Origin of the sequence: Acidovorax sp. Root275, from assembly GCF_001428965.1 — a bacterium.
In the GTDB taxonomy this organism is placed as follows: domain Bacteria; phylum Pseudomonadota; class Gammaproteobacteria; order Burkholderiales; family Burkholderiaceae_C; genus Acidovorax; species Acidovorax radicis.
Genome location: NZ_LMJH01000010.1, coordinates 741,300 through 763,313 on the forward strand (window position 1 = coordinate 741,300; position 22,014 = coordinate 763,313).

Genomic DNA, 22,014 nt, shown 5'->3' on the forward strand with positions numbered 1-22,014 from the left:
CCGCCCCCCAAAGCCGGCCAACGCTGAAGATTGTTGACAATTTGCAGGAAGTTGGCAGTATTTTTTGTCATTTAGACCCCATAAGATGCACGCGGCTGAAGCTGCTCTGCGAGGGGCGGCCTTCAAATCCTTTGCCCCTTCCCTTCGGAGCCTTCCTGCCATGCCCACATCCCTTCAAAAATGGTCCGCCGAGTTCCTCGGCACGTTCTGGCTGACCCTGGGCGGCTGCGGCAGTGCCGTGCTGGCCGCCGCCTTCCCACAGCTGGGCATTGGTTTTGTCGGCGTGTCCCTGGCCTTTGGCCTCACGGTGCTGACAGGGGCCTACGCCCTGGGACCGATCTCGGGCGGGCATTTCAACCCCGCCGTGTCGGTGGGGCTGGCGCTGGGGGGCCGGTTCAAGGCGTCCGAGCTGCCCGGCTACGTGGTGGCCCAGGTATTGGGCGCCATTGCCGCGGCGGGTGTGCTGTATCTCATTGCCACGGGCAAGCCAGGCGCAGACATCGGCGGCTTTGCCACGAACGGTTATGGCGAACACTCCCCCGGTGGCTATGGGCTGGTGGCTGCTGTGGTGACGGAGGTCGTGCTGACGGCCATCTTCCTCATCGTGATCCTGGGCGCCACGGCCAAACGCGCGGCCAGCGGCTTTGGCGGGCTGGCGATTGGCCTGTGCCTCACGCTCATCCACCTGATCTCCATCCCGGTGACCAACACCTCGGTCAACCCAGCCCGCAGCACCGGTCCGGCGCTGTTTGGCCCGGCCTATGCGCTGTCGGAACTGTGGGTCTTCTGGGCCGCCCCCATTGCAGGTGCTCTGCTGGGCGCCGCCATCTACCGCGCGCTGCTCAGCGACGACTGAAACGACTCCCGCACAGGCTGCGGGCCGTGCTCCGGGTGGTCAGCCCTCGATCGTGATGCGCTGCACCAGCGACTGCAGGATCTGGTCGGCCTTGTCGTTGGCCACCTGGCAGGTGCCCGCCGCCGCATGTCCGCCGCCCCCAAACTCCAGCATGAGGTTGCCAATGTGCACCTGGCTGCTGCGGTCCAGGATGGACTTGCCGGTGGCAAACACCGTATTCTGTTTTTGCAGCCCCCACATCACATGGATGGAGATGTTGCAGTCGGGGAACAGCGCGTAGATCATGAAACGGTTGGTCGCCCAGATGGTGTCCTCCTCGCGCAGGTCGAGCACGACCAGCTTGCCGATGCGGATGGCGCAGCGCTGCAGCTGGTCCTTGGCCTTGGCCGCCTGCTCGCGGTACAGCGTCACACGCTCTTGCACATCAGGCAGGGCCAGGATGTCTTCGATGGTGTGGTCGCGGCAGTACTGGATGAGGTCCATCATCAGCGCGTAGTTGCTGATGCGGAACTCCCGGAAGCGCCCCAGGCCCGTGCGCGAATCCATCATGTAGTTCAGCAGCACCCAGCCCTGGGGGTCGAGGATGTCCTGGCGCGAATACTGGGCCGAGTCGGCCTGGTCCACGGCCGCCATCATCTCGTCGGTGATGCGCGGAAAGGCCGCCTTGCCGCCGTAGTGGTTGTAGACCACGCGTGCCGCCGACGGGGCATGGGCTTCGATGATGTGGTTTTCATCGCGTCGGCCCGAATTGCGGATGGTCTCGGACTCGTGGTGGTCAAACACCAGGTGGGCCCCGGGCACATAGGGCAGGTTGGTGGTGATGTCGCGGCTGGTGATGGCAACCTTGCCATCCTGCATGTCCTTGGGGTGGACGAAGGTGATCTCGTCGATGAGGTTGAGCTCATTGAGCAGCACGGCGCACACCAGGCCGTCAAAGTCGCTGCGGGTTACCAGGCGGTATTTCACGTCGCTCACTAGCTTCTCCTTGTTACATATCTTGTGGTCACATGGTAGCGGCGGACCCACACCCGGCAAGACCGCTGGCAGGGAAAAACGGACCATCCGGGCCGCTTTCCCTCTTCTATCTTGTTCCCTGGATTTTTCTTCTCTTCACGCGGGCTCCAGCCATTGCTCCAGCTGCCGCGCCACGCCCGCATCACCCAGCAGCGCCAGATGGCCCATCCGGTGGAACACGGCCTGCCGGCTCTTGGCAAAACCCAGGGCTCGCCTCGCATCATCATGGATGCCCAGGGCACTGTGCAATGGCACCAACCCGTCCCCCACCAGCCGCTCAGCCACCGGACTGCGCCGCGCTGCCAGAGTGGCGGCCACGGCATGGCAGGCCACCCCTTCGGGCAGGGGCACTGGGGTGCGCCGGTCAGGGTGCCGCACGAAGCGGTCACGTCCCTGCCAGTCGGCCTCCAGCACATGGCCATGGCGCAGGTCGGTAATACCCGCGCTGCGCAGCTGCGCCAGCTTTGCAAAAGGCCGGGAATACGGCGTGCTGCCCAGCAGGGTGTCCACCCAGTGGCCCGCTTTCTCCAGCGGAGCCCCATGGTGGGGCGTGCCCAAAAATACGAGGTGCCGCAGCAGCCCCAGCCAGCCCTGCCCCGCAGCCGCTGCCTGGTGGCAGGCACTGCGGGCCACCAGACCGCCCATGCTGTGCGCCAGCACCGCCACCTCCTCCACGGGCATGGGCCAGGCCGCCACCAGGGACTCCAGCTGGTTTGCCAGCTCGGCACCATTGGCGGACGTGTGCAGGCCCGTGTTGTAGCGCAGGTAGACCGGCGTGTAGCCCAGCGCCTGCGCGAGGGTGGCGCCATGGTCATGGCCCTGGTGCAGCCACTGCAGATCGTTCATGCACAGGCCATGGACCAGCACCAGCACCTTGCCGGTGACCGCACCGCTGGCGGCCAGGGCGGGCAGGTCCAACGGCAGCCCATCCCGGTAGAACCCCATGCGGGTGCACAGCGGGTTGTCGTCGTGTTGCAGGCGGTCGCCCATCACGCCGTTGAGGGCAGCCAGCACGGCCTCGCGCTCCCACTGCACTGCGGCAGACGGCACATCGGATTCAAAAAACGGTTCCAGCCGCGCCAGACCCGCCTGCAGGCCCGCATCCACCAGGCGTGTCACGCCCCGAATGCTCTGGTAGACCAGCCCGGTCAGGCCCCGCGCCTGGCCCGGCTGCTGCCCACCGGGCAACCCCAGGGTGCCCAGCACCGACTGGTGCACGCCCTCAGCCACCCGGCTGATGCCCGTCGTGGCCTGTGTGGCCAGCCGAGCCACCCCCCGCAAGTCGGACGCGCGCAGCTGGCGCAGCGGATTGGGTCTGGCGGCGTTGGCGGCATCGGCACGCGGGCGCGGTGGGGTGGGCATGGAGAAGGCTCCGTTCAGAAGATGCGATGCGGTGACGCGGGAGCCTGGTGGTACTCAGAACCGCTCGTTGGGAGACAGGTAGCGCCACTGCCCCACCGGCAGATTGCCCAAGGTGATGCGCCCGATGCGAATGCGCTTGAGCCCCACCACCTTGAGGCCCACCAGCTCGCACATTCGGCGGATCTGGCGCTTCTTGCCTTCGGTGAGCACAAACCGCAGTTGCTCGGGGTTCTGCCAATCGACCTTGGCGGGCTTGAGCGGCTCGCCGTCCAGGCTCAGGCCGTGGCGCAAGCGATCCAGCAATTCGGGCGGAAACACCGCCTGCACATTGGTGCTGACAGGATCGCGCTCGTCAATCTCCTGCAGCGGCGCGGAGCGTTCACTGGGATGGCGTGGCACTGACTGACCCTGTGCCTGGTAAACCACACGCACCAGGTATTCCTTGTCGACCGTGGAGTCCTCGCCAATCAGCTGGCGTGCTACCCGGCCGTCCTGCGTCAGCACCAGCAGGCCTACCGAGTCGATGTCCAGCCGCCCCGCAGGCGCCAGACCACGCAGCTGCGGCGGCGAAAAGCGGTTGCGGCTGGGGTCGTCGCGCCAGTGCGTGCGGGGGTTGATCAACGCCACGGCGGGCGTGTGGCCGTCTTCGGCCTGTCCACTCACATAGCCCATGGGCTTGTGCAGCAGGATGGTGACGCGCTGCTCCTGAAAACCCTGGGCCACCTTGTCCACGTCGATGCGGTCGGTGGGCAGCACCTGCACGCCCATCTCGGCCACCTGGCCATTGACCTTGACCCAGCCCTGGGCGATCCAGTCGTCCGCCTCGCGCCGCGAGCACAGGCCCAGCTCGGCCATGCGCTTGTTCAGGCGGGAACTGACCATGCCGTTCACCGTGATGGTCGCGGATGCTCGTTCTGGTGCTTGCTTGATGGGCGCCACAAACGGGCCCGATGCTGTGCGGTAGTTGGGGGGTGCCGGCGCTCTGGCAGGCCGGGGCGGTGGTGCGGGCCGAACGGGCGCTGCCTTGGCCGCCACGGTGGGGCGACGCAGCACGGGGCGCGTGGGGGGTGCTGCGGGGGCAGAGGCGGCTGGGCCGCCTGCACCGGGAGCAGGGGCAGGAACGGGGCCAGCAGGTGGGCGGGGACTGGAAGAGGACATTGCGCGTATTTTCGCCTGCGGGCCAGAGGTGCCAAAAATGAAAACGGGTCGGCAATGCACAAAGGGTCGTCGCGACCAGTGAAAAGCACCAGAAGCTTACCCCTGGCAGGCCTGCCAGGCCAGAAAATCATCGACCGGCAAAGGCCGGGCAATGTGGTACCCCTGCGCCTCGTCGCACGCCAGGGTGCGCAGGCGCTCCAGAATGGCTGCAGTCTCCACCCCCTCGGCCACCACGGTGAGCCCCAGGTTGTGCGCCAGGTCGATGGTCGAGCGCACGATCATCGCGTCGTCCTCGCCCGTCTCCATGCCCATCACAAACGATTTGTCGATCTTGAGTTCGTCCACCGGCAGGCGCTTGAGGTAGGCCAGCGACGAATAGCCGGTGCCGAAGTCGTCAATCGACAATTTGAAGCCCTGCTCCGACAGGCGGTTGAGCATGGCCTCGGCGCGCTGGGGGTCGTCCATGATGGCGCTTTCGGTGATCTCCAGGCAGAAGGCGCTGGCCAGCACACCATGGCGCACCAGGATGTCGGCGAGGCGGGTGCTGAGTTCCGGGTCCAGCAGGTCGCGCGTGGACAGGTTGACCGACACCCGCAATGCCAGGCCCTGGGTGCGCGGGTCCGCCAGCAGGCGCGCCACCTCTTCAAACATCCACAGCGTGAGCTGCCGCACAAACCCCGTCTGTTCGGCAAACGGGATGAACTGCATGGGTGGCACCAGGCCACGCTGCGGGTGCTGCCAGCGCACCAGGGCCTCGGCGGCACGGCCGGGCTGCCCGTGCAGCGGCACCTTGGGCTGCAGGTACAGGCGCAGCTCGTGGTGCTCCACCGCGTGGCGCAGCTCGGTCAGCAGCGACAGGGTCTGCGTGCTGGCCGAATCGAACGATGCGTCGTACTGCAGCGCCCCGCTGAGCCTGCGCTTGGCGGCATACATGGCGATCTCGGAACGGCTCAGCAGCGTGTCTGCATCATCGGCGTCCCCGGGCCAGCAGGCAATGCCGATGCCAGCGCTCAGGTCCACCGTCTGGTCCTCGAACGCCAGCGGCTCTTCGAACGAGTGCGTGATGCGCAGCGCCGTGGCGTGGGCGGTGGCGGCATCGGCGCCCTGCAGCAGCACGGCGAATTCGTTGCCGCCCAGGCGGGCCACCATGTTGTCGGGCGATGGCACCTGCTGGCGCAGCCGCTCGGCCACGGCCTGCAGCAGGCGGTCGCCAAACGCATAGCCGAGCACGTCGTTCACGTGTTTGAAGCGGTCCAGGTCGAGCGTGAGCACGGCCAGCGGGTGCTGGGGCGCCGCGCCGCCGGTGCTGTGCGCAATGGCCAACACCACCGCCTCGCGAAAGCGCTCCCGGTTGGGCAGGCCGGTGAGCCGGTCCCAGTAGGCCAGACGGCGGATCTCGGTTTGCTGCGCACCGATGTCCACCCGCATGTGGTCGAACGAGCGCGCGAGGTTGCCGATCTCGTCGCTGCGATCGGTGTGTTCCAGCGGCACGTCGTATTCACCGCGCGAGAGCCGCTGCGTGGCGGCCAGCAGAGAGCGCAGCGGCGTGGTCAGACGCTGGGCCACCAGCCCCGTGCCCACGGCGAACAGCAGCACACCTGCCACGGTGATGATGGCCAGGAGCACCTGCAGCTGCCGGTAAGGGGCGAGCACTTCATCCACCGAACGCAGCAGCAGCGCCTGCACCTCGCCCCCCACGCTATCGAGGCGGATGGCGCGGGCCAGCAAGGTGCCCTCGGGCGTCTGCAGCTCCCCGGAGGGCACCCCCTGGCGCTGCAGCAGCGCCAGGGGGCCCGGCGGCAGCGTGCTCACAGGCACCTTGGCGGTGCCGTCCGCGCCCTGGACGACCAGCGCCACGTGCACCGACAGCAGTTGCCGCATCTCGTCGGCCAGCGGCTGGTTGACCGGGAAACCCATCAGCACCCAGCCAATCACCACCGGCGCGCGCAGCGGCACCATCACGAACTGGTAGGGCACACCGTCCATCACCGCGATCTGGCTGCCCTGCGGCTGGGCAGCCAGTGGCGGCACCAGCGCGCGCAAGGTGGCCGGAAACGCCTCCATATTGCCCGCCAGGCTGACCGCGCGAAGTTCCAGGTCGGTGCCCAGCAGCGCGGTGACCGCCGCTCCGATGCGGCTGCCGTGGTTCTCGAGCACCGACTGGATGGTCTCCTCGTCGCCCGAATTCACGGCCGAGCGAAAACCGTAGTCGGCCGCCAGCAAGGCCGAGCCCTGGCGCAGCTTGTCGGCGTTCTGCTCCAGCAGGCGGCGCCACACGTTTTCATCCAGGTCGAGGGCCTGGGCAATCTGCGCGCGTGCATTGCGGTCGATGGTGGCTCGCACCACCGCAAAGCCCGCAGCCTGCACGATCAACAGCAGCAACAGCGAGAGCCCGACCAGCCGCAGGATCAGGCTGCGCCGCAGCAGGCGCAACTGCATCAAGGCTGCAGCCCCGCCAAACGCACCGATGCGGCAGCGGCCCCCGTGGCGGGCACGGTGAGTGCCTGCTCCTGCGCGGGCGCGCCCACGGGCAACCGTGTGTGCCAGGTGCGCAAGGTGTACGCGCCGGGCGGCACGTTGTCGATCTGCGCCCGGCCCGGTGCGGCAGGTGTACGGGCGTAGTACGGGGTGTCCACCACCAGAATCCAGCCGACCATCTGGTCATGGATGTTGCAGCCCAGCACGGCCACGCCCGGGCTGTCGAACAGCACGGGATTGGAGGGTGTTCCGGTGTAGAGCTTGAGCTCGAACTTCTTGGTCTGCGAGAACGAATAGACGTGGTGGCGCACTGAATCGTGGTTGGGAAAACGCACCTCGGTACCCACGGGGACCACCAGCACGCCGGGCACGAACTGTCGTTTCTCCTGCGCCATCTCCGCGCCGGCCAGCGGCCTGACCGCCTTGCGCGCATCGGCGGATTCTAGAAACACCACGGCATCGGCCAATGGCTTGCCTGCCGCATCCAGCACCTCCACCTGCACCGTGGTGGCCTGCGCAGCGGTGGACAGGCCTGCCAAACACACCATAGACACCACAGACAACACAACCACGCCGGTCAGGGCCGGCGAAGCCCCGGTGTGCTGGGCATGGCCGCAGGTTGTCATGGTTCGATGGCCATGCCCAGCAGGGGGGCACCTTCACCCACTTTGCCCAGCGGCTTGGCAGCCCCCGTGCGCAGGTCCACGAGGTGCAGCCGGGTCTGGCTGTCCGCGGACGTGCGCACGGCGATCAGGGCAACGTTGCCCACGTCCGAAATATCGAACGCCACATCGATGAGTGGCGGCAGGCCCAGCGGCCCCACGGTGCGCAGCTGGCCCGTGTTGGGCGATACCACGGGGGTGGTGCCTTCCCGCGAACCCTGCATCACCAGCACGCCGAGCGCGCGGTCGATGGCGTAGTTGGTGGTGATCTTGCTGTCCTGTGTGTTGTAGGTGTAGGCGGCGCCTGCGATGTCAGGTGCGCGGCCGGCGTTGGTGTCGCTCCATGCATAGCGCAGGGTCGGATCGGGCTGCACGCCCTCGACGGCCGGGTCGCCGTCCACGGCGGCACCGGTGTCGGGGTGCAGGCGCAGGTTCTGGCCCGTGTTCGACACCACCCGAATCCGGTCGGCCACGGGATTGAAGTCAAAGCCGAAGGCCGTGCCCCGCAAGCCCACGACGGCCGGCGCGGGGCCCACGGGGCGCAATGCGCCGGTGGGGATGTCGAGCGTGTACAGGCGGCCCGCCTGCGAGAGCGCATAGAGCACACCGCGCGCCACGCGAAAGTCGATGCCCACCAGCCGCTCACCCGCCGGCAGGCCCGTGACGGGACGCCGCTCCAGGATGCGCTCCGGCTGGCCGGCATGGAAGGTGATGAGTTCGTGCGAGGCCGTCACCGCGATGACCTGTTCGCGCAAACCCGACTCGGGGGACGGCGCCGTGGCACAGCCTGCCAGCAAGGCGCCCATCAGCGCAACGGCAGCCGTAGGGCGCACCAGGGAGAAGGAAAACGATTTCATCGGAATGCCTCACATCTGTAACGGGTTTATACCTGATGGGTCGCACCCCTTGGGGGCGACGGGCCACTGCCAAACCATCGATTTGCTATTATTTATATAGCGCAATAGCCTTTAAATAAAAGCGCAAATGCCATTTTTTACCCATAATTCAGCGATACAACTGTCGCCAGCCAGGCAGCAGTTGCGCCATGCAGCCATCCGGGTATTTGTAACAAATGGGCCATGCACATCGGGCATACCACTATCCGCAAGCGTCATGACACATTTTGTAATTTTTGCCTACACTGCCTTGGGACTGCGCACAAAGCAATGCCGGAAGACAGGCAGCCGACACGGGCACCGTTATTGCTTCGCACTTCCCACCCGATTCACTGTCCCCAGAGACACCAAGGAACACCATGCAGGCCGCAACGTCACTGAAATCCCTGTCGATCTCCAGCCGGCTGGGCCTGGGCTTTGGCTGCATGCTGGTGCTGCTGGTGGCTGTGGCCGCCGTGGGCCAGCTCTCGGTGGGCAAGGTGCATGACCAGATGCTCCAGATCACCGGCATCGGCGCCAACAAGTCCAAGCTGGTCAACGGCATGCTGGAGAGCGTGAGTGCCATTGGCATCCAGAGCCGCTCCGCCGCCATGCTCAACGACATCGACCCCAAACAGGCGCGCGGGCAGATCGATGCGGTGGCCAAGACGCTCAAGGACTACACCCGCCAGGAAACCGCCCTGGCCGAACTGCTGACCCCCGCCAGCGCCACCCCCGCCGAGCTCAAGCTGCTGGGCGAGGTGCAGGCGATGGGCAAAAAAACCCGCCCCGAACTCGACGCCGCCATCAAGGCCACCGACGATGGCGACACCGTGAGCGCCACCCTGACGCTGATGACCCGCGTGGCCCCCGCCGAAACCGCGTGGCGCAGCAAGCTCGGCGAGCTCGTCGAACTGCAGAACACGCTGAACGCCGAAGCCACGGCGTCGGCCGAAAACACGCAGAGCCAGGCCCGCGTGGTGGGCGGTCTGCTCGTGCTGCTGGCCATCGGGCTCGGCGCGCTGATTGCGTGGCGCATCACCACCAGCATCACGGCGCCCATTGGCCGTGCCGTGGTGGTGGCCGAGCGCATTGCCCGCGGCGACCTCACCTCGCAAGTCGAAGTGCGCATCCAGGATGAAACCGGCCGCCTGCTCGAAGCCATCGCCGCCATGCAGGAGCGGCTGCGCACGCTGGTCGGCGAGATCGGCCAGACGGCAGACTCCATCCTGGTCGCCAGCTCTGAAGTGGCGTCGGGTAACCTGGACCTGAGCCAGCGCACCGAACAAACATCGCACAACCTGCAAAGCGCGGCCAACTCGCTGGTGGACCTGACCGGCACGGTGTCGCAGAGTGCCGACTCGGCCCGCCAGGCCAACCAGCTGGCCTCCACCGCATCGGACGCCGCCACGCGCGGCGGCGAGGTCGTGTCGCAGGTGGTCCGCACCATGGACACCATCAGCGCCAGCTCGCGCAAGATCGCCGACATCATCAGCGTGATCGACGGCATCGCCTTCCAAACCAACATCCTGGCGCTGAATGCGGCGGTGGAAGCCGCCCGCGCCGGCGAGCAGGGCCGGGGCTTTGCGGTGGTGGCGGGCGAGGTGCGCAACCTGGCGGGCCGATCGGCCAACGCCGCGCGCGAGATCAAGGCCCTGATCGGCGCCAGTGTGGATCAGGTGCAGGAGGGCAGCACCCTGGTGAACCACGCGGGCAAGACCATTGGCGAGCTGGTGCTGTCCGTGCGCCGGGTGTCCGACATCATGGGCGAAATCACGGCTGCCACACAGGAACAGAGCCAGCGCATCGGCCACGTGAGCCACGCCGTGGGTGAGCTGGAGGAAATGACCCAGCAGAACGCAGCCCTGGTGGAAGAAGGCGCTGCCGCCGCCGACAGCCTCAAGGACCAGGCAGGGCGCCTGACGCAGATGGTGGGCACCTTCCGCCTTACCCGCGAAGGCAGTGCAGAAAACAACTGGAGCGCGTCGGCCCCGGCAGCATCCCCCGTCCCGGCGCCTGCACAGCGCGCCAGCCTGCAGGCCTCGCACCAACCCCGCAGCAAGCTGCCGTCCCTGCCCCGCTGAGCTTCAGCGGCACCCCGGCAGCGCCCCGGTCAGCCGCCGCCTTGGAGTTGAAAGATGCTGGAGCGCAGCGCGGCCAGGTCCAGCACGCGCAGGCCGCCGTATTCCACACGGATGGCGCCCTGCGCCTCCAGCGCGGCCAGCGCCTCGTTCACGCGCTGGCGCGACAAGCCCACCAGGTAAGCAAGCTCCTGCTGCGTGATGCGCAGCACCTCGCCCACCCCCGGGTACAGCACGGGGTTGAACAGCGACGCCAGGCTGCGGGCCACGCGCACATCGGGGTTGTTCAGGCGGTCGATCTCGCGGGCCGCGATGAACTGGCCCAGCCGCTCGTTGAGCTGGTTCATCACAAAGCGGTTGAAGCCGATGGAGTGGTCCAGCAGCCAATGGAAGCTGTCGATGGGCAAGCCCGCCACCACGCTTTTGCGCAGTGCCTGGATGTTGTAGCGGTAAGGCTCGCGCTTGATGGTGGTGCCCTCGCCAAACCAGCCACCCGGGGGCAGGCCGGCGTAGGTCATGGTCTGGCCCTGCGCGTTGTCGGTGCTCATCTTGAGCAAACCCTCGACCACTCCAAACCAGTAGGTCACGGGGCGCCCCACGCGGCACACATAATCGCCCGCCTTGGCATCCCCCACCAGCAGCGAGGCGACGGCCCGCTCGCGCTCGACAGGCAGGAGCAGGCGCAGCCAGGGGATACCGTCCAGCTCGTCCGCCGTGGGGGGGCGCCGCCGCTGGTGCAGTGACAAATCCTGGTTCATGCGTGAGTCCATGGCAGTGCAATATCAACAAGGGTTGGAGTTCGGGCCCTGAGAATCTGCTCAAAAGGGCGAAGGGGATGCGGGAATACCACGACCCAGATTGTCGTCAGAATGACAAAAAAATGCCAATCGTAACGGGATGATGTCGCCTCCCCAGGCCGCCCATGTGCTGGCCCGGGCCCTTTGAGGAGACCCACATGCCCGCCGACCTTGCCCACACTGCCTCCCACCCCCCATCCCGCATTGCCCGGCGCCAGCTGCTGGCGGCCGCTGCCATCGGCCTGCCCTGGCTGGGCCTGGGCAGCGCCCGCGCGCAGGAAGGGGCCATCCGGATTGCGCAGTCCACCGCCCTCACCGGCCCGCTGGGCGATCTGGGCTCGGCCATGCACCAGGGCGCCAAGGCAGCGTTTGCGGGCATCAATGCACGGGGAGGCATCCACGGCAAGGCCATCGAACTGGTCACCCAGGACGACACCTACGACGTGCCCAAGGCCCTGGCCAACGTGACGCAGTTCCTGGCCGACCCGGGCACCTTCGCGCTGTTCAACTGCATGGGCACGCCCATGATCGACGCCATGCTGCCCAAGGTGATCGACAGCGGAATCCCGTTCTTCGCGCCTTTCACCGGAGCGCAGCTGAGCCGCACCAAAAGCGCCCGCAACGTGTTCAACATCCGCGCCAGCTATGCGGACGAGGCCGAAAAGCTCGTGCAGCACCTGTCCACCATCGGCATCCAGCGCATCGGCATCGTCTACCAGAACAACTCATTCGGCAAAGAGGTGTTCAGCTCGGCCAAGCAGTCGATGGACCGCCTCAAGCTGCCCGAGGCGCTGACGGTGACGGTCGAGAACAACGCATCGGATGCGGGCGCCGCTGCCACCAAATTGGCGGGCGGCGACCTCGAAGCCATCGTGATCGGCCTGGCGGGCAAGCCCACGCTGGAATTCGTGAAGGCGTTTCGCGCCATCAAGCGCGGCGTGACGCTGTATGCGCTGTCGGTGATGGGCACCCCCGCCACCGTGAAAGCCCTGGGCGCAGATGCCACGGGCATGGCCATCTCGCAGGTCGTGCCCCTGCCTTCCAACGTGGTCATGCCGGTGGTGCGGGACTTCCAGGCCGCCTGGAAGGCGTCGGGCGCCACGGCCGACCCATCGCACCTGGCGCTGGAGGGCTACATCAACGCCCGCGTCTTTGCAGAGGCCCTGCAGCGCGCAGGACGCAACCCCACACGCGCCGCTTTCATCGACGCCACCTGGAACCTCAAGAAATGGGACCTGGGCGGCTTCGAGGTCAACGCCAGCACCCCGGACCGCAATGCGTCACGTTTTGTGGAGCTGACGCTGGTGGGGCGCGACGGAAGATTCCTGCGCTGACATGCTTCCCCGTGCCGCCCTTCCCAGGGGCGGCGCCCCCGCTCCGTCACTGCGGGGCGTGCCTGGCTTGCGCGGGGCCGACACCACGTTGCCGGACGCTCGCACTGCCATGAAAACCCGAGATGACAGCGCGGAGTGGACCCTGCGCGCGCAGGCCCGGAGATTCAGCTCAAACGCTATATTTTCAATAGCACACAAATAAAAACAGAAAAGCGCTGGAGCCTTTTTGGGCTTCAAATCCTGGCCCCCAGGTGCCTACTGCGCAGCCACCCCATACCGGTAGCCTCGGAACGACCAGACCGTGCGGCCCGGTTCGATCCGCTCCAGCACCAGGCCGGGAGCCGCCTGATCGCCTTCGTGCAGCACCTGCCCGTTGACGATGGCCATGCGGTACGCCGGGTTGTTCGAATGGGTGGCGCCCGTCACTTTGAGCGCGGGCAACTGCGTGCGCAAGGCTTCGGGCAAGTCTGCCTGTGCAAACACGGGGCTGGCGGGTGGCGGTGCCACGCCGGCCTCCGGCGCCGGGCGTGGCGCGGGCGCCAGGGGCGCTGGCGCAGCCACCGGGCTGCGCGGGCGCACGGGCTGCTCGGCCGCAGGCGCACGGGCGGCCGGGGGTGGGGCCACCACCACGGCAGCGACCGACCGCTCGCGTTCACGCTGGGGTGCGGCGCCGGACTTGTCTGCCGGGCGCTTGCTTGCGCTGCGGGGCTCGGAGGGAGCCAGCGGCGCAAGGGCCGGGCTTGGTGCGGGTTCGGGCACGGGTGACGGGGTCGGCAGCGGTGCCGGTGCCGGTGGGGGCAACGTGGCGGGGGCGGGAGCCACGGCGGCGGGCGCAGGCGCAGCGGGGGCCGCAGCCACCACCACATCCGCCACCGGGGCCTGGGGCCGCAGGGCCCACCAGGTGCCACCAGCCGCCAGCACGGCCGCGCCCACCACGCCCGCAGCGACCAGCCACAGGTTGGTCGGCCCGGCCCGGCCGGGCAAAGGGGAGGCGCCGGTGGCCGGCGCCGCCTGCGTGTGCAACCCCGGCACGGCGCCTCGGCCACGTTCGGCATCGGCACGCCGCAATGCATCAAGGATGTAGGACATGGTTAAGGCGTGTTCCGCAGGCGCGGCTCGTTCACGCCAGTGGCGCGGTTGAGCAGCATGAGAGTGAGGGGGCCCGCGCGGCCGTCGGGCGTCACGCCCTGGGCCAGCTGGAACCGGTGGATGCGCGACTGGCGCTGGGCGGGTGTCACCGGCTTGCTGGCGGGCCCCGTGCCACCCGCGGCTTTGCTGGCCAACCGCTGGTCCAGCCAGGCAGCGCCTGCCGGTGAGTCGGTGATCTCGCCACGGTCGGGCATGCCCACCGGTGCTCGCCACAGCGTCGCAATCTCGCCGCGCCAGACCTGGGCCAGCTCGGCCACCGGCACCCGCAAGGTGCGGCCGCCGCCTTCGAGCGCGGCGTTGTCGCCGTCCAGGCCGCGCAGCACCACCAAGACGGGGACCTCTGCGTCTTCCGAAGGATAAAGCGCCAGCAGCACAGGCCGGTCGATCTGGCGCACCAGGTTCAGGCCCGCACGGCGGTTGCGGTAGCACCGCAGGCCTTCACGCGGCAGGGTGGTGCAGGCGTCAGCGCCCGCAGGCAACGCCGCCCCCCAGGCCGAGGCCAGCGCCTGCCAGGCCGGTGCATCGGTCGCGGGCTGGGCCAGCACAAACTGGTCCAGCGCGGAAGGCGGCGCCACTTGCGCAGCGGGCACAGCGGGCGTGCCCGATGGGGTCACCGACGCAGCAGCCACAGGGGCCATGGCCACAGCAGCGGATGACGCTGCGGACGCAGGCAGCATCGCTGCAGGCGCCACGGCTGCCGGGGGTTTGGTGGCCGGGCTGGATGCCGTACGCTGCGCCACGGTGGCGCCAGGGCCTGTGGCGGCCACCTGCGCGCCACGGTGCGCGGGCCAGACCCCCATGCCCCATCCCGCAGCCGCCACCGCCGCAGCGCCTGCGACGGCGCCCAGGCCCGCCAAGGCCCAGCGCGGCAGCGTCCCCGGCCGCGCACTGCGCGCCGCAGCGGCGGATGCCGGTGCGTCAAACACCTCGCGCGCGGCGCGGTTGACGATGGCCCGGGTCACCTGCCGTGCCCCGGCCGCATAGGCTCCCAGCAACGCCCGGTCGCACAGCAGATTGATGCGCCGTGGCACGCCATGCGAGAGCGCATGCACACGCTGCATGGCCCGCCGGTCAAATGGCAGCGGTCCGGTGAGCCCGGCCACGGCCAGCCGGTGGGCGATGTACTGCTGTGTCTCTTGCGGGCTCAGTGCGCCCAGGTGAAAACGCGCAATCACGCGCTGCGCCAGCTGTTCCATTGAAGGCGTCGCCACCATGGCGCGCAGTTCAGGCTGGCCGATCAGGATGATCTGCAGCAGCTTGCGCTCGCTGGTCTCCAGGTTGGTGAGCAGGCGCAGCTGCTCCAGCACGTTGGCCGAGAGGTTCTGTGCCTCGTCGATGATGAGGACCGTGTTGCGCCCCGCCCCGTGCGCCGCCAGCAGCGACGCATTGAGCGGATCGATGTAGTCCTTGACCGTCTCCACCCCACCCGGCACGGTGGGCTTGTGCGGCACCCCGAACTCGTCGCAGATGGAGCGCAACAGCTCCCGCACCGTGAGCTTGGGGTTGAAGATGTAGGCCACGTTGCAATGCGACGGGATCTGCTCCAGAAAGCAGCGGCACACCGTGGTCTTGCCCGCCCCCACCTCGCCCGTGAGCAGCACGAAGCCACCCCCCGCATCCAGGCCATAGAGCAGATGCGCCAGAGCCTCCCGATGCCGCTCGCTCATGAAAAGATAGCGCGGGTCGGGTGCTATGGAGAACGGCGGGTGCTGGAGACCGAAGAACGGGGCGTACATGCCGTGAGGATACCGCCCCCGCGTGAAGGGCCCGCCGATACCCTGCCCGCCACTGCTGCCAAGCCGGCCCCGGCCAGGGATCAGGGTTAGACCCGAGGAGTAGTTTCCCGTAAATTGTCGTCGGCAAGACAAGATGGCGTCAAAGTCAGTCCTAGCATCCGATCCATACACCCATACGCAGCCACAAGGCCGCGATCCCGGCAGTCACCGGACGGACACCTCTTATCTTTAGGAACCTGCAATGTTGACCACGTTCCCGCAATTGCTGCTCAAGCATGCCGCCGAGCGCCCCACGGCCCCGGCCCTGCGCGAAAAAGAATACGGCATCTGGCAGGCCCACAGCTGGGCCGACCTGGCACGCCTGGTGGAACAGGTGGCCGCCGGCCTGCACCTGGCCGGCCTTGCGCGCCACGAACACATGGTGGTGATCGGCGCCAACCGCCCGCGCCTGTACGCCACCATGCTGGCTGCCCAGTCGCTGGGCGCCATTCCGGTGCCGCTGTACCAGGATGCCGTCGGGGCCGAATGCGTGTTCCCGCTCAACAACGCCGAGGTGCGCTTTTGCCTGGTGGAAGACCAGGAGCAGGTCGACAAGCTGCTGGAGATCCGCGAGCAGTGCCCCCAGATTTCGAACATCTACTTTGACGACCCGCGCGGCCTGCGCAACTATGAAGAAGAAGGCCTCGCGTCGCTGGACTCCCTGATCGAAGCGGGCAAGGCGCATATTGCCAAGAACCCCCAGTGGTTCCGCAACGAAGTCGCCAAGGCCCAGCCCGGCGACGTGGCGGCCATGTTCTTCACCTCCGGCACCACGGGCAACCCCAAGGGTGTGGTGCACACCCACAGCACGCTGCTCGACCGCGCCTCCGCCGGGGCTGAGTTCGACAAGCTCACGGGCAGCGAAGAGGTTCTGGCCTACCTGCCTCCCGCATGGATCGGCCAGAATATCTTCAGCTACGCGCAATGGCTGGCCTGCGGCTACGTGGTGAATTGCCCCGAGTCGGCCAGCACCGTGACCATCGACCTGAAGGAAGTCGGCCCCACTTACTACTTTGCCCCCCCGCGCATCTTTGAAGGCCTGCTCACCAGCGTGATGATCCGCATGGAAGACGCAGGCACCCTCAAGCGCAAGATGTTCCAGGCCTGCATGGCCGTGGCGCAGCGCGTGGGCCCGGCCCTCATGGACGGCGAAGCCGTCAGCACCCTCGACCGCATCAAGTACGCGCTGGGCAATGTGCTGGTGTACGGCCCACTGCGCAACAACCTCGGGTTCAGCCGCGTGCGCGTGGCCTACACGGCGGGCGAGGCCATCGGCCCCGATCTGTTCACCTTCTACCGCTCCATCGGCATCAACTTGAAGCAGCTGTACGGCTCCACCGAGACCGCCGTGTTCGTCTGCCTGCAGCCCGACAACCAGGCCCGCGCCGACACGGTGGGCGTGCCGATCCGCGGCGTGGAGATCAAGGTGGCCGACAACGGCGAAATCCTCGTCAAGTCCGCCGGCCTGCTCAAGGAGTACTACAAGAACCCCACGGCCACGGCCGAGGTGCTGACGGCCGACGGCTGGTACCACACCAGCGATGCGGGCTTCCTCGACGCGCATGGCCACCTGAAGATCATCGACCGCGTCAAGGACGTGGGCCGCATCAAGGGCGGCGCCAACGACGGCGCCATGTTTGCGCCCAAGTATGTGGAGAACAAGCTCAAGTTCTTTCCGCACATCAAGGAAGTCGTCGCCCTGGGCGACGGCCGCGAGAAAGTGTGCGTGATGGTCAACATCGACTTCGACGCCGTGGGCAACTGGGCCGAGCGCCGCAACCTGCCCTACGCCGGCTACACCGACCTGGCGCAAAAGCCCGAGGTGTACGAGCTGATCCGCGAGTGCGTGGAGAAGGTCAACGCGGACCTGGCCACCGACGCCATGCTGGCGGGCAGCCAGGTCAGCCGCTTCCTGGTGCTGCACAAGGAACTGGATGCCGACGACGGCGAACTCACGCGCACCAACAAGGTCCGCCGCGGTTTTATCGCCGACAAGTACGGCGTGCTGGTCGAGGCCCTGTACGCAGGCCGCACCGAGCAGTTCATCGAGACCCAGGTCAAGTTCGAGGACGGCCGCACCGGCAGCGTGAGCGCGACGCTCAAGCTGTCGGACACCAAGACCTTCTCGCCCGTCAAGGCCGCCGCATGAAACCCGCTCTCTACCCGCCCGAGCAGCAACACCCCACCATGACCAAAAAGAAGATCGGTGACGTCATCCTGGACGTCAAGAACATCAGCCTGCGGTTTGGCGGCGTGAAAGCGCTGACCGACATCTCGTTCAACGTCAAAGAGCACGAGATCCGCGCCATCATCGGCCCCAACGGCGCGGGCAAGAGCTCCATGCTCAACTGCATCAACGGCGTGTACACGCCGCAGGACGGCTCCATCACCTTCCGCGGCAAGACGTTCTCGCACATGAACTCGCGCCAGGTGGCCGAAATGGGCGTGGCGCGCACCTTCCAGAACCTGGCGCTGTTCAAGGGCATGAGCGTGATCGACAACATCATGACCGGCCGCAACCTCAAGATCAAAAGCAACCTGTTCCTGCAGGCGCTGCGCTGGGGCCCTGCCGAGCGCGAGGAGATCGCGCACCGCGAGAAGGTCGAGCACATCATCGACTTCCTGGAAATCCAGGCCTACCGCAAGACCCCCGTGGGCCAGCTGCCCTACGGCCTGCAAAAGCGCGTGGACCTGGGTCGTGCCCTGGCCATGGAGCCGCAGGTGCTGCTGCTCGACGAGCCCATGGCCGGCATGAACGTGGAGGAAAAGCAGGACATGTGCCGCTTCATCCTCGACGTGAACGATGAGTTCGGCACCACCATCGTGCTCATCGAGCACGACATGGGCGTGGTGATGGACATCAGCGACCGCGTGGTGGTGCTCGACTATGGCAAGAAGATCGGTGACGGCACGCCAGACGAAGTGCGCAACAACGAAGACGTGATCAGTGCCTACCTCGGCACCTCGCACTGAAGCCACAGACGGCGCAGGAGACTAAGACATGGGATTTTTTCTGGAAACACTGCTGGGCGGCCTCATGGCCGGCATGCTGTATTCGCTGGTGGCGCTGGGCTTTGTACTGATCTACAAGGCCTCGGGCGTGTTCAACTTTGCGCAGGGCGCGATGGTGCTGTTTGCGGCCCTCGCCATGGCACGTTTTGCCGAGTGGATCCCCCAGTGGACCGGACTGGACAACAAGATTGCAGCCAACCTGATCGCCTTTGTGCTGGCAGGCGCGGTGATGTTTGTGGTGGCCTGGGTGATCGAGCGCATGGTGCTGCGCCACCTCGTCAATCAGGAAGGCGCCACGCTGCTCATGGCCACACTGGGCATTGCCTACTTCATGGAAGGCCTGGGCCAGACCCTCTTTGGCGGCAACATTTACAAAATCGACATCGGCATGCCCAAGGAGCCGCTGTTCGCTCTGGACAACCTGTTCCCCGGCGGCATTCTGATCAACAAGGAAGACGTGATCGCCGCCGCCATCGCCGCTGCGCTGGTGGTGGCCCTCTCCCTGTTCTTCCAAAAGACCTCCACCGGCCGCGCCCTGCGCGCCGTGGCCGACGACCACCAGGCCGCCCAGTCCATCGGCATTCCGCTCAACCGCATCTGGGTGATCGTGTGGTGTGTGGCCGGTGTGGTGGCCCTGGTGGCCGGGATGATCTGGGGCAGCAAGATGGGGGTGCAGTTCTCGCTGGCCACCGTGGCGCTGCGTGCACTGCCCGTGGTGATCCTGGGCGGCTTGACCTCCGTACCCGGCGCCATCATCGGCGGGCTGATCATCGGCGTGGGCGAGAAGCTGTCCGAGGTGTACCTGGGGCCGTTTGTCGGCGGGGGCATCGAGATCTGGTTTGCGTATGCGCTTGCATTGGTGTTCCTGCTGTTCAGGCCTCAGGGGCTATTCGGCGAGAAGATCATTGATCGTGTGTAACCCATAGCAAGAACAACAAGGAGAACCACATGCTCTACCGTGAAAATGGTCAGTTCAAAACCAGCTACCGGGCCGATCAGCAGATCTTCCCGATCGCGCAGGACCGCATCATGATCGCGCTGCTGCTGGCCGTGGCCTTTGTGGCTGTGCCCATGCTCTCCAGCGACTACTTCTTTCGCGCCATCCTGATCCCGTTCGTGATCATGTCGCTGGCGGCCCTGGGCGTAAACATCCTGGTGGGCTACTGCGGCCAGATCTCGCTGGGCTCGGGTGCCTTCATGGCGGTGGGGGCCTATGGCGCCTACAACTTTTTCATGCGGCTGCCGGGCTTGCCGCTGATCCCCGCGCTCATCCTGGGCGGCCTGTGTGCCACGTTCTTCGGCATTCTGTTCGGACTGCCCAGCCTGCGTGTGAAGGGGCTGTACCTTGCGGTGGCCACCCTGGCGGCGCAGTTCTTCAGCGACTGGATGTTCCTGCGCATCAAGTGGTTCACGCTCGACACGCCCTCGGGCGCGATCTCGGTGTCCAACCTGCAGGTGTTTGGTTTGCCCATTGAGAGCGCCACCAGCAAATACCTGTTCTGCCTGGCGATCCTGGTCATCGTGGCCTTGCTTGCCAAAAACCTGGTGCGCGGCGCCATTGGCCGCGAGTGGATGGCCATCCGCGACATGGACGTGGCAGCGGCGGTGATCGGCATCCGCCCCATGTACGCCAAGCTCAGCGCGTTTGCCGTCAGCTCCTTCATCGTCGGAGTGGCCGGTGGCCTGTGGGCCTTCGTCTACCTGGGCGCCTGGGAGCCCGGCGCGTTCTCGGTGGACATGTCGTTCCGGCTGCTGTTCATGGTGATCATCGGCGGCATGGGCTCCATCATGGGCAGCTTCTTTGGCGCGGCCTTCATCGTGGTGCTGCCCATTGCGCTGAACCAGTTTCTGCCGCTGTTCCTGGGTCTGTTTGGCATCAGCATCTCCACCGCCGGCATATCGCACGCCGAGCTGATGATTTTTGGCGGCCTGATCGTGTGGTTCCTCATCGTGGAGCCCCATGGCCTGGCCAAGCTGTGGTCCATGGGTAAGCAGAAGCTGCGTCTTTGGCCTTTCCCCCACTGATTTCCCTCGTGCTTCAACACATTCATCCAAAGGAGACATCCATGAAGCTTTCGAAACTCGTGATTGCTGCCGCAGTGGTCGCTGCAGGCGCCTCGGCGGTGAGCACCAGCGCTTTCGCGCAGCCCAAAGAACAGTTCATTCCCGTGCTGTCGTACCGAACCGGCCCCTACGGCCCTAACGGTGCGCCCTGGGCCAATGGCTACGTGGACTACCTCAAGCTGGTGAACGCCCGTGGCGGTATCAACAGTGTGAAGCTGACGTTTGAAGAGTGCGAAACCGGCTACGACACAGCACGCAGCGTGGAATGCTATGAGCGCTTGAAGGGCAAAAACGGAGGTGCCGCTCTGGTGCAGCCCCTGTCCACTGGCGCAACCTACGCGATTACCGAGAAGGCCCCTACCGACAAGGTCCCTCTGGTGACGATCGGCTACGGCCGCAGCGAAGCGGCCGATGGCACCATCTTCAAATGGAATTTTCCGCTGGCCGGAAACTACTGGGTAGCTGCCGACGCCATCGTGCAGGACATTGGCAAAAAGGAAGGCGGCCTCGACAAACTCAAGGGCAAGAAGATTGCCCTAGTCTACCACGACAGCCCCTACGGCAAGGAGCCTATCCCCATGTTGCAGGAACGGGCGAAGATGCACGGCTTTGAGCTGCAATTGCTGCCCGTGACCGCTCCTGGCGTGGAACAAAAATCCACCTGGCTGCAGATCCGCCAGTCGCGCCCTGACTATGTCGCCCTGTGGGGCTGGGGCGTGATGAACTCCACCGCCATCAAGGAAGCACAGGCCACTGGCTACCCGCGCGAGAAGATGTATGGAGCGTGGTGGTCCGGCGCCGAACCCGATGTGAAGGACCTGGGCGACGGTGCCAAGGGCTACAACGCTGTGGCCATGCAGCACGGTGCGGAGCCCCAGTCCAAGCTGGTCAAGGAGGTGCTTGCCCAGTTGCACGACAAGGGCCAGGGCACGGGACCCAAGGACGAAGTCGGGCAAGTGCTGTACATGCGTGGCGCCATGAGCGCGATGCTGGGTGTGGAAGGCATCCGCGCTGCGCAGGACCGTTTTGGCAAGGGCAAGGTCATGAACGGCGAACAAGTGCGCTGGGGCCTGGAAAACCTGAACCTCACGCAACCCAAGCTGGATGCCCTGGGCTTCGCGGGCGTGATGCGCCCCATCAGCACCTCGTGCACCGACCACATGGGCGCCGCCTGGGCCCGCATTCACACCTGGGACGGCAAGGCCTGGAAGTTCACGTCCGATTGGTTGCAGGCCGATGAGCAGATCCTCAAGCCGCTGGTGAAGTCCATTGCAGCCAAGTACGCGGCCGAGAAGAAACTGACGCCGCGCACTCCGGCGGACTGCCAGTCTTGATTCGGTACATCCCCCTGAAGCGCTGACGCGCCTTCCCCCTTCTCTCGAATCGCTGCGCGATTC

The 22,014-nt window shown here is 66.4% G+C and carries 17 protein-coding genes; 8 read left to right on the top strand and 9 right to left on the bottom strand.

From position 1 onward, the window contains the following. Positions 1 to 160 precede the first annotated feature (160 nt). Positions 161 to 856, top strand: coding sequence for an aquaporin Z (gene aqpZ, locus ASE52_RS22745; RefSeq protein WP_010462839.1), 696 nt, complete (start codon positions 161 to 163; stop codon positions 854 to 856). A gap of 39 nt (positions 857 to 895) precedes the next feature. Here aqpZ and ASE52_RS22750 read toward each other — a convergent pair whose 3' ends face one another. The 6 genes from ASE52_RS22750 to ASE52_RS22775 all read right to left on the bottom strand — a co-directional run bounded on the left by ASE52_RS22750 (position 896) and on the right by ASE52_RS22775 (position 8,387). Next, on the bottom strand, positions 896 to 1,831 hold the full coding sequence (locus ASE52_RS22750) for a hypothetical protein (protein ID WP_057229428.1): 936 nt from the start codon (positions 1,829 to 1,831) through the stop codon (positions 896 to 898). 135 nt (positions 1,832 to 1,966) lie between these two features. After that, on the bottom strand, positions 1,967 to 3,232 hold the full coding sequence (locus ASE52_RS22755; protein ID WP_057229430.1) for a permease: 1,266 nt from the start codon (positions 3,230 to 3,232) through the stop codon (positions 1,967 to 1,969). A 54-nt stretch (positions 3,233 to 3,286) separates the two neighbouring features. Beyond that, complete coding sequence (locus ASE52_RS22760) at positions 3,287 to 4,285, bottom strand: pseudouridine synthase (RefSeq protein ID WP_347230966.1); 999 nt, start codon at positions 4,283 to 4,285, stop codon at positions 3,287 to 3,289. Between the two features lie 201 nt (positions 4,286 to 4,486). Then, positions 4,487 to 6,829 (bottom strand): EAL domain-containing protein, encoded by a 2,343-nt coding sequence (locus ASE52_RS22765; protein ID WP_057229432.1) that lies wholly within the window; start codon positions 6,827 to 6,829, stop codon positions 4,487 to 4,489. After that, the gene (locus ASE52_RS22770) at positions 6,829 to 7,494 is read right to left on the bottom strand and encodes a methylamine utilization protein (protein WP_057229434.1); all 666 of its coding nucleotides are present in this window, start codon (positions 7,492 to 7,494) and stop codon (positions 6,829 to 6,831) included. Before ASE52_RS22770 ends, ASE52_RS22765 begins: the two co-directional genes overlap by 1 nt. Next, on the bottom strand, positions 7,491 to 8,387 hold the full coding sequence (locus tag ASE52_RS22775) for a DUF4394 domain-containing protein (protein WP_057229436.1): 897 nt from the start codon (positions 8,385 to 8,387) through the stop codon (positions 7,491 to 7,493). Before ASE52_RS22775 ends, ASE52_RS22770 begins: the two co-directional genes overlap by 4 nt. 398 nt (positions 8,388 to 8,785) lie before the next feature. Between ASE52_RS22775 and ASE52_RS22780 the strand changes: the two genes are divergently transcribed. Further along, positions 8,786 to 10,489 carry a methyl-accepting chemotaxis protein gene (locus ASE52_RS22780; protein ID WP_057229438.1) on the top strand — a complete coding sequence of 568 codons (1,704 nt, stop codon included), beginning with the start codon at positions 8,786 to 8,788 and terminating at the stop codon, positions 10,487 to 10,489. Between the two features lie 29 nt (positions 10,490 to 10,518). Here ASE52_RS22780 and ASE52_RS22785 read toward each other — a convergent pair whose 3' ends face one another. Continuing rightward, positions 10,519 to 11,244, bottom strand: coding sequence for a Crp/Fnr family transcriptional regulator (locus ASE52_RS22785; RefSeq protein WP_010462856.1), 726 nt, complete (start codon positions 11,242 to 11,244; stop codon positions 10,519 to 10,521). A gap of 197 nt (positions 11,245 to 11,441) precedes the next feature. Between ASE52_RS22785 and ASE52_RS22790 the strand changes: the two genes are divergently transcribed. Then, the gene (locus tag ASE52_RS22790) at positions 11,442 to 12,617 is read left to right on the top strand and encodes an ABC transporter substrate-binding protein (protein WP_057229440.1); all 1,176 of its coding nucleotides are present in this window, start codon (positions 11,442 to 11,444) and stop codon (positions 12,615 to 12,617) included. Positions 12,618 to 12,872: 255 nt separating this feature from the next. On the opposite strand, the gene ASE52_RS22795 is transcribed toward ASE52_RS22790, so the two are convergent. Beyond that, positions 12,873 to 13,706: a general secretion pathway protein GspB gene (locus tag ASE52_RS22795; protein ID WP_057229442.1), complete on the bottom strand. Its 834-nt coding sequence runs from the start codon at positions 13,704 to 13,706 to the stop codon at positions 12,873 to 12,875. Positions 13,707 to 13,708: 2 nt separating this feature from the next. Continuing rightward, a complete protein-coding gene (locus tag ASE52_RS22800; RefSeq protein WP_057229444.1) occupies positions 13,709 to 15,502 on the bottom strand; it encodes an AAA family ATPase in 1,794 nt (597 codons plus the stop codon). 241 nt (positions 15,503 to 15,743) lie between these two features. Here ASE52_RS22800 and ASE52_RS22805 point away from each other — a divergent pair, with 241 nt between their 5' ends. Genes ASE52_RS22805 through ASE52_RS22825 form a run of 5 tightly spaced genes read left to right on the top strand, consistent with a single transcriptional unit; the run spans position 15,744 to position 21,951 of the window. Next, positions 15,744 to 17,690 carry an AMP-binding protein gene (locus tag ASE52_RS22805; RefSeq protein ID WP_010462865.1) on the top strand — a complete coding sequence of 649 codons (1,947 nt, stop codon included), beginning with the start codon at positions 15,744 to 15,746 and terminating at the stop codon, positions 17,688 to 17,690. A gap of 38 nt (positions 17,691 to 17,728) precedes the next feature. After that, the gene (locus ASE52_RS22810) at positions 17,729 to 18,514 is read left to right on the top strand and encodes an ABC transporter ATP-binding protein (protein ID WP_057229710.1); all 786 of its coding nucleotides are present in this window, start codon (positions 17,729 to 17,731) and stop codon (positions 18,512 to 18,514) included. A gap of 28 nt (positions 18,515 to 18,542) precedes the next feature. Then, positions 18,543 to 19,472 (top strand): branched-chain amino acid ABC transporter permease, encoded by a 930-nt coding sequence (locus ASE52_RS22815; protein ID WP_057229446.1) that lies wholly within the window; start codon positions 18,543 to 18,545, stop codon positions 19,470 to 19,472. Between the two features lie 29 nt (positions 19,473 to 19,501). Next, on the top strand, positions 19,502 to 20,578 hold the full coding sequence (locus tag ASE52_RS22820) for a branched-chain amino acid ABC transporter permease (RefSeq protein ID WP_010462870.1): 1,077 nt from the start codon (positions 19,502 to 19,504) through the stop codon (positions 20,576 to 20,578). A gap of 41 nt (positions 20,579 to 20,619) precedes the next feature. Next, entirely contained in the window at positions 20,620 to 21,951 is a 1,332-nt protein-coding gene (locus tag ASE52_RS22825) for an ABC transporter substrate-binding protein (RefSeq protein ID WP_010462872.1), read from the top strand. Positions 21,952 to 22,014 lie beyond the last annotated feature (63 nt).

What these genes read in the sequence shown, in the direction of transcription:
- aqpZ (WP_010462839.1), top strand. Translation starts at nt 161, where the DNA reads ATGCCCACATCCCTTCAAAAATGGTCCGCCGAGTTCCTCGGCACGTTC.
- ASE52_RS22755 (WP_057229430.1), bottom strand. Translation starts at nt 3,232, where the DNA reads ATGCCCACCCCACCGCGCCCGCGTGCCGATGCCGCCAACGCCGCCAGA.
- ASE52_RS22765 (WP_057229432.1), bottom strand. Translation starts at nt 6,829, where the DNA reads ATGCAGTTGCGCCTGCTGCGGCGCAGCCTGATCCTGCGGCTGGTCGGG.
- ASE52_RS22770 (WP_057229434.1), bottom strand. Translation starts at nt 7,494, where the DNA reads ATGACAACCTGCGGCCATGCCCAGCACACCGGGGCTTCGCCGGCCCTG.
- ASE52_RS22775 (WP_057229436.1), bottom strand. Translation starts at nt 8,387, where the DNA reads ATGAAATCGTTTTCCTTCTCCCTGGTGCGCCCTACGGCTGCCGTTGCG.
- ASE52_RS22780 (WP_057229438.1), top strand. Translation starts at nt 8,786, where the DNA reads ATGCAGGCCGCAACGTCACTGAAATCCCTGTCGATCTCCAGCCGGCTG.
- ASE52_RS22785 (WP_010462856.1), bottom strand. Translation starts at nt 11,244, where the DNA reads ATGAACCAGGATTTGTCACTGCACCAGCGGCGGCGCCCCCCCACGGCG.
- ASE52_RS22790 (WP_057229440.1), top strand. Translation starts at nt 11,442, where the DNA reads ATGCCCGCCGACCTTGCCCACACTGCCTCCCACCCCCCATCCCGCATT.
- ASE52_RS22795 (WP_057229442.1), bottom strand. Translation starts at nt 13,706, where the DNA reads ATGTCCTACATCCTTGATGCATTGCGGCGTGCCGATGCCGAACGTGGC.
- ASE52_RS22800 (WP_057229444.1), bottom strand. Translation starts at nt 15,502, where the DNA reads ATGTACGCCCCGTTCTTCGGTCTCCAGCACCCGCCGTTCTCCATAGCA.
- ASE52_RS22805 (WP_010462865.1), top strand. Translation starts at nt 15,744, where the DNA reads ATGTTGACCACGTTCCCGCAATTGCTGCTCAAGCATGCCGCCGAGCGC.
- ASE52_RS22810 (WP_057229710.1), top strand. Translation starts at nt 17,729, where the DNA reads ATGACCAAAAAGAAGATCGGTGACGTCATCCTGGACGTCAAGAACATC.
- ASE52_RS22815 (WP_057229446.1), top strand. Translation starts at nt 18,543, where the DNA reads ATGGGATTTTTTCTGGAAACACTGCTGGGCGGCCTCATGGCCGGCATG.
- ASE52_RS22820 (WP_010462870.1), top strand. Translation starts at nt 19,502, where the DNA reads ATGCTCTACCGTGAAAATGGTCAGTTCAAAACCAGCTACCGGGCCGAT.
- ASE52_RS22825 (WP_010462872.1), top strand. Translation starts at nt 20,620, where the DNA reads ATGAAGCTTTCGAAACTCGTGATTGCTGCCGCAGTGGTCGCTGCAGGC.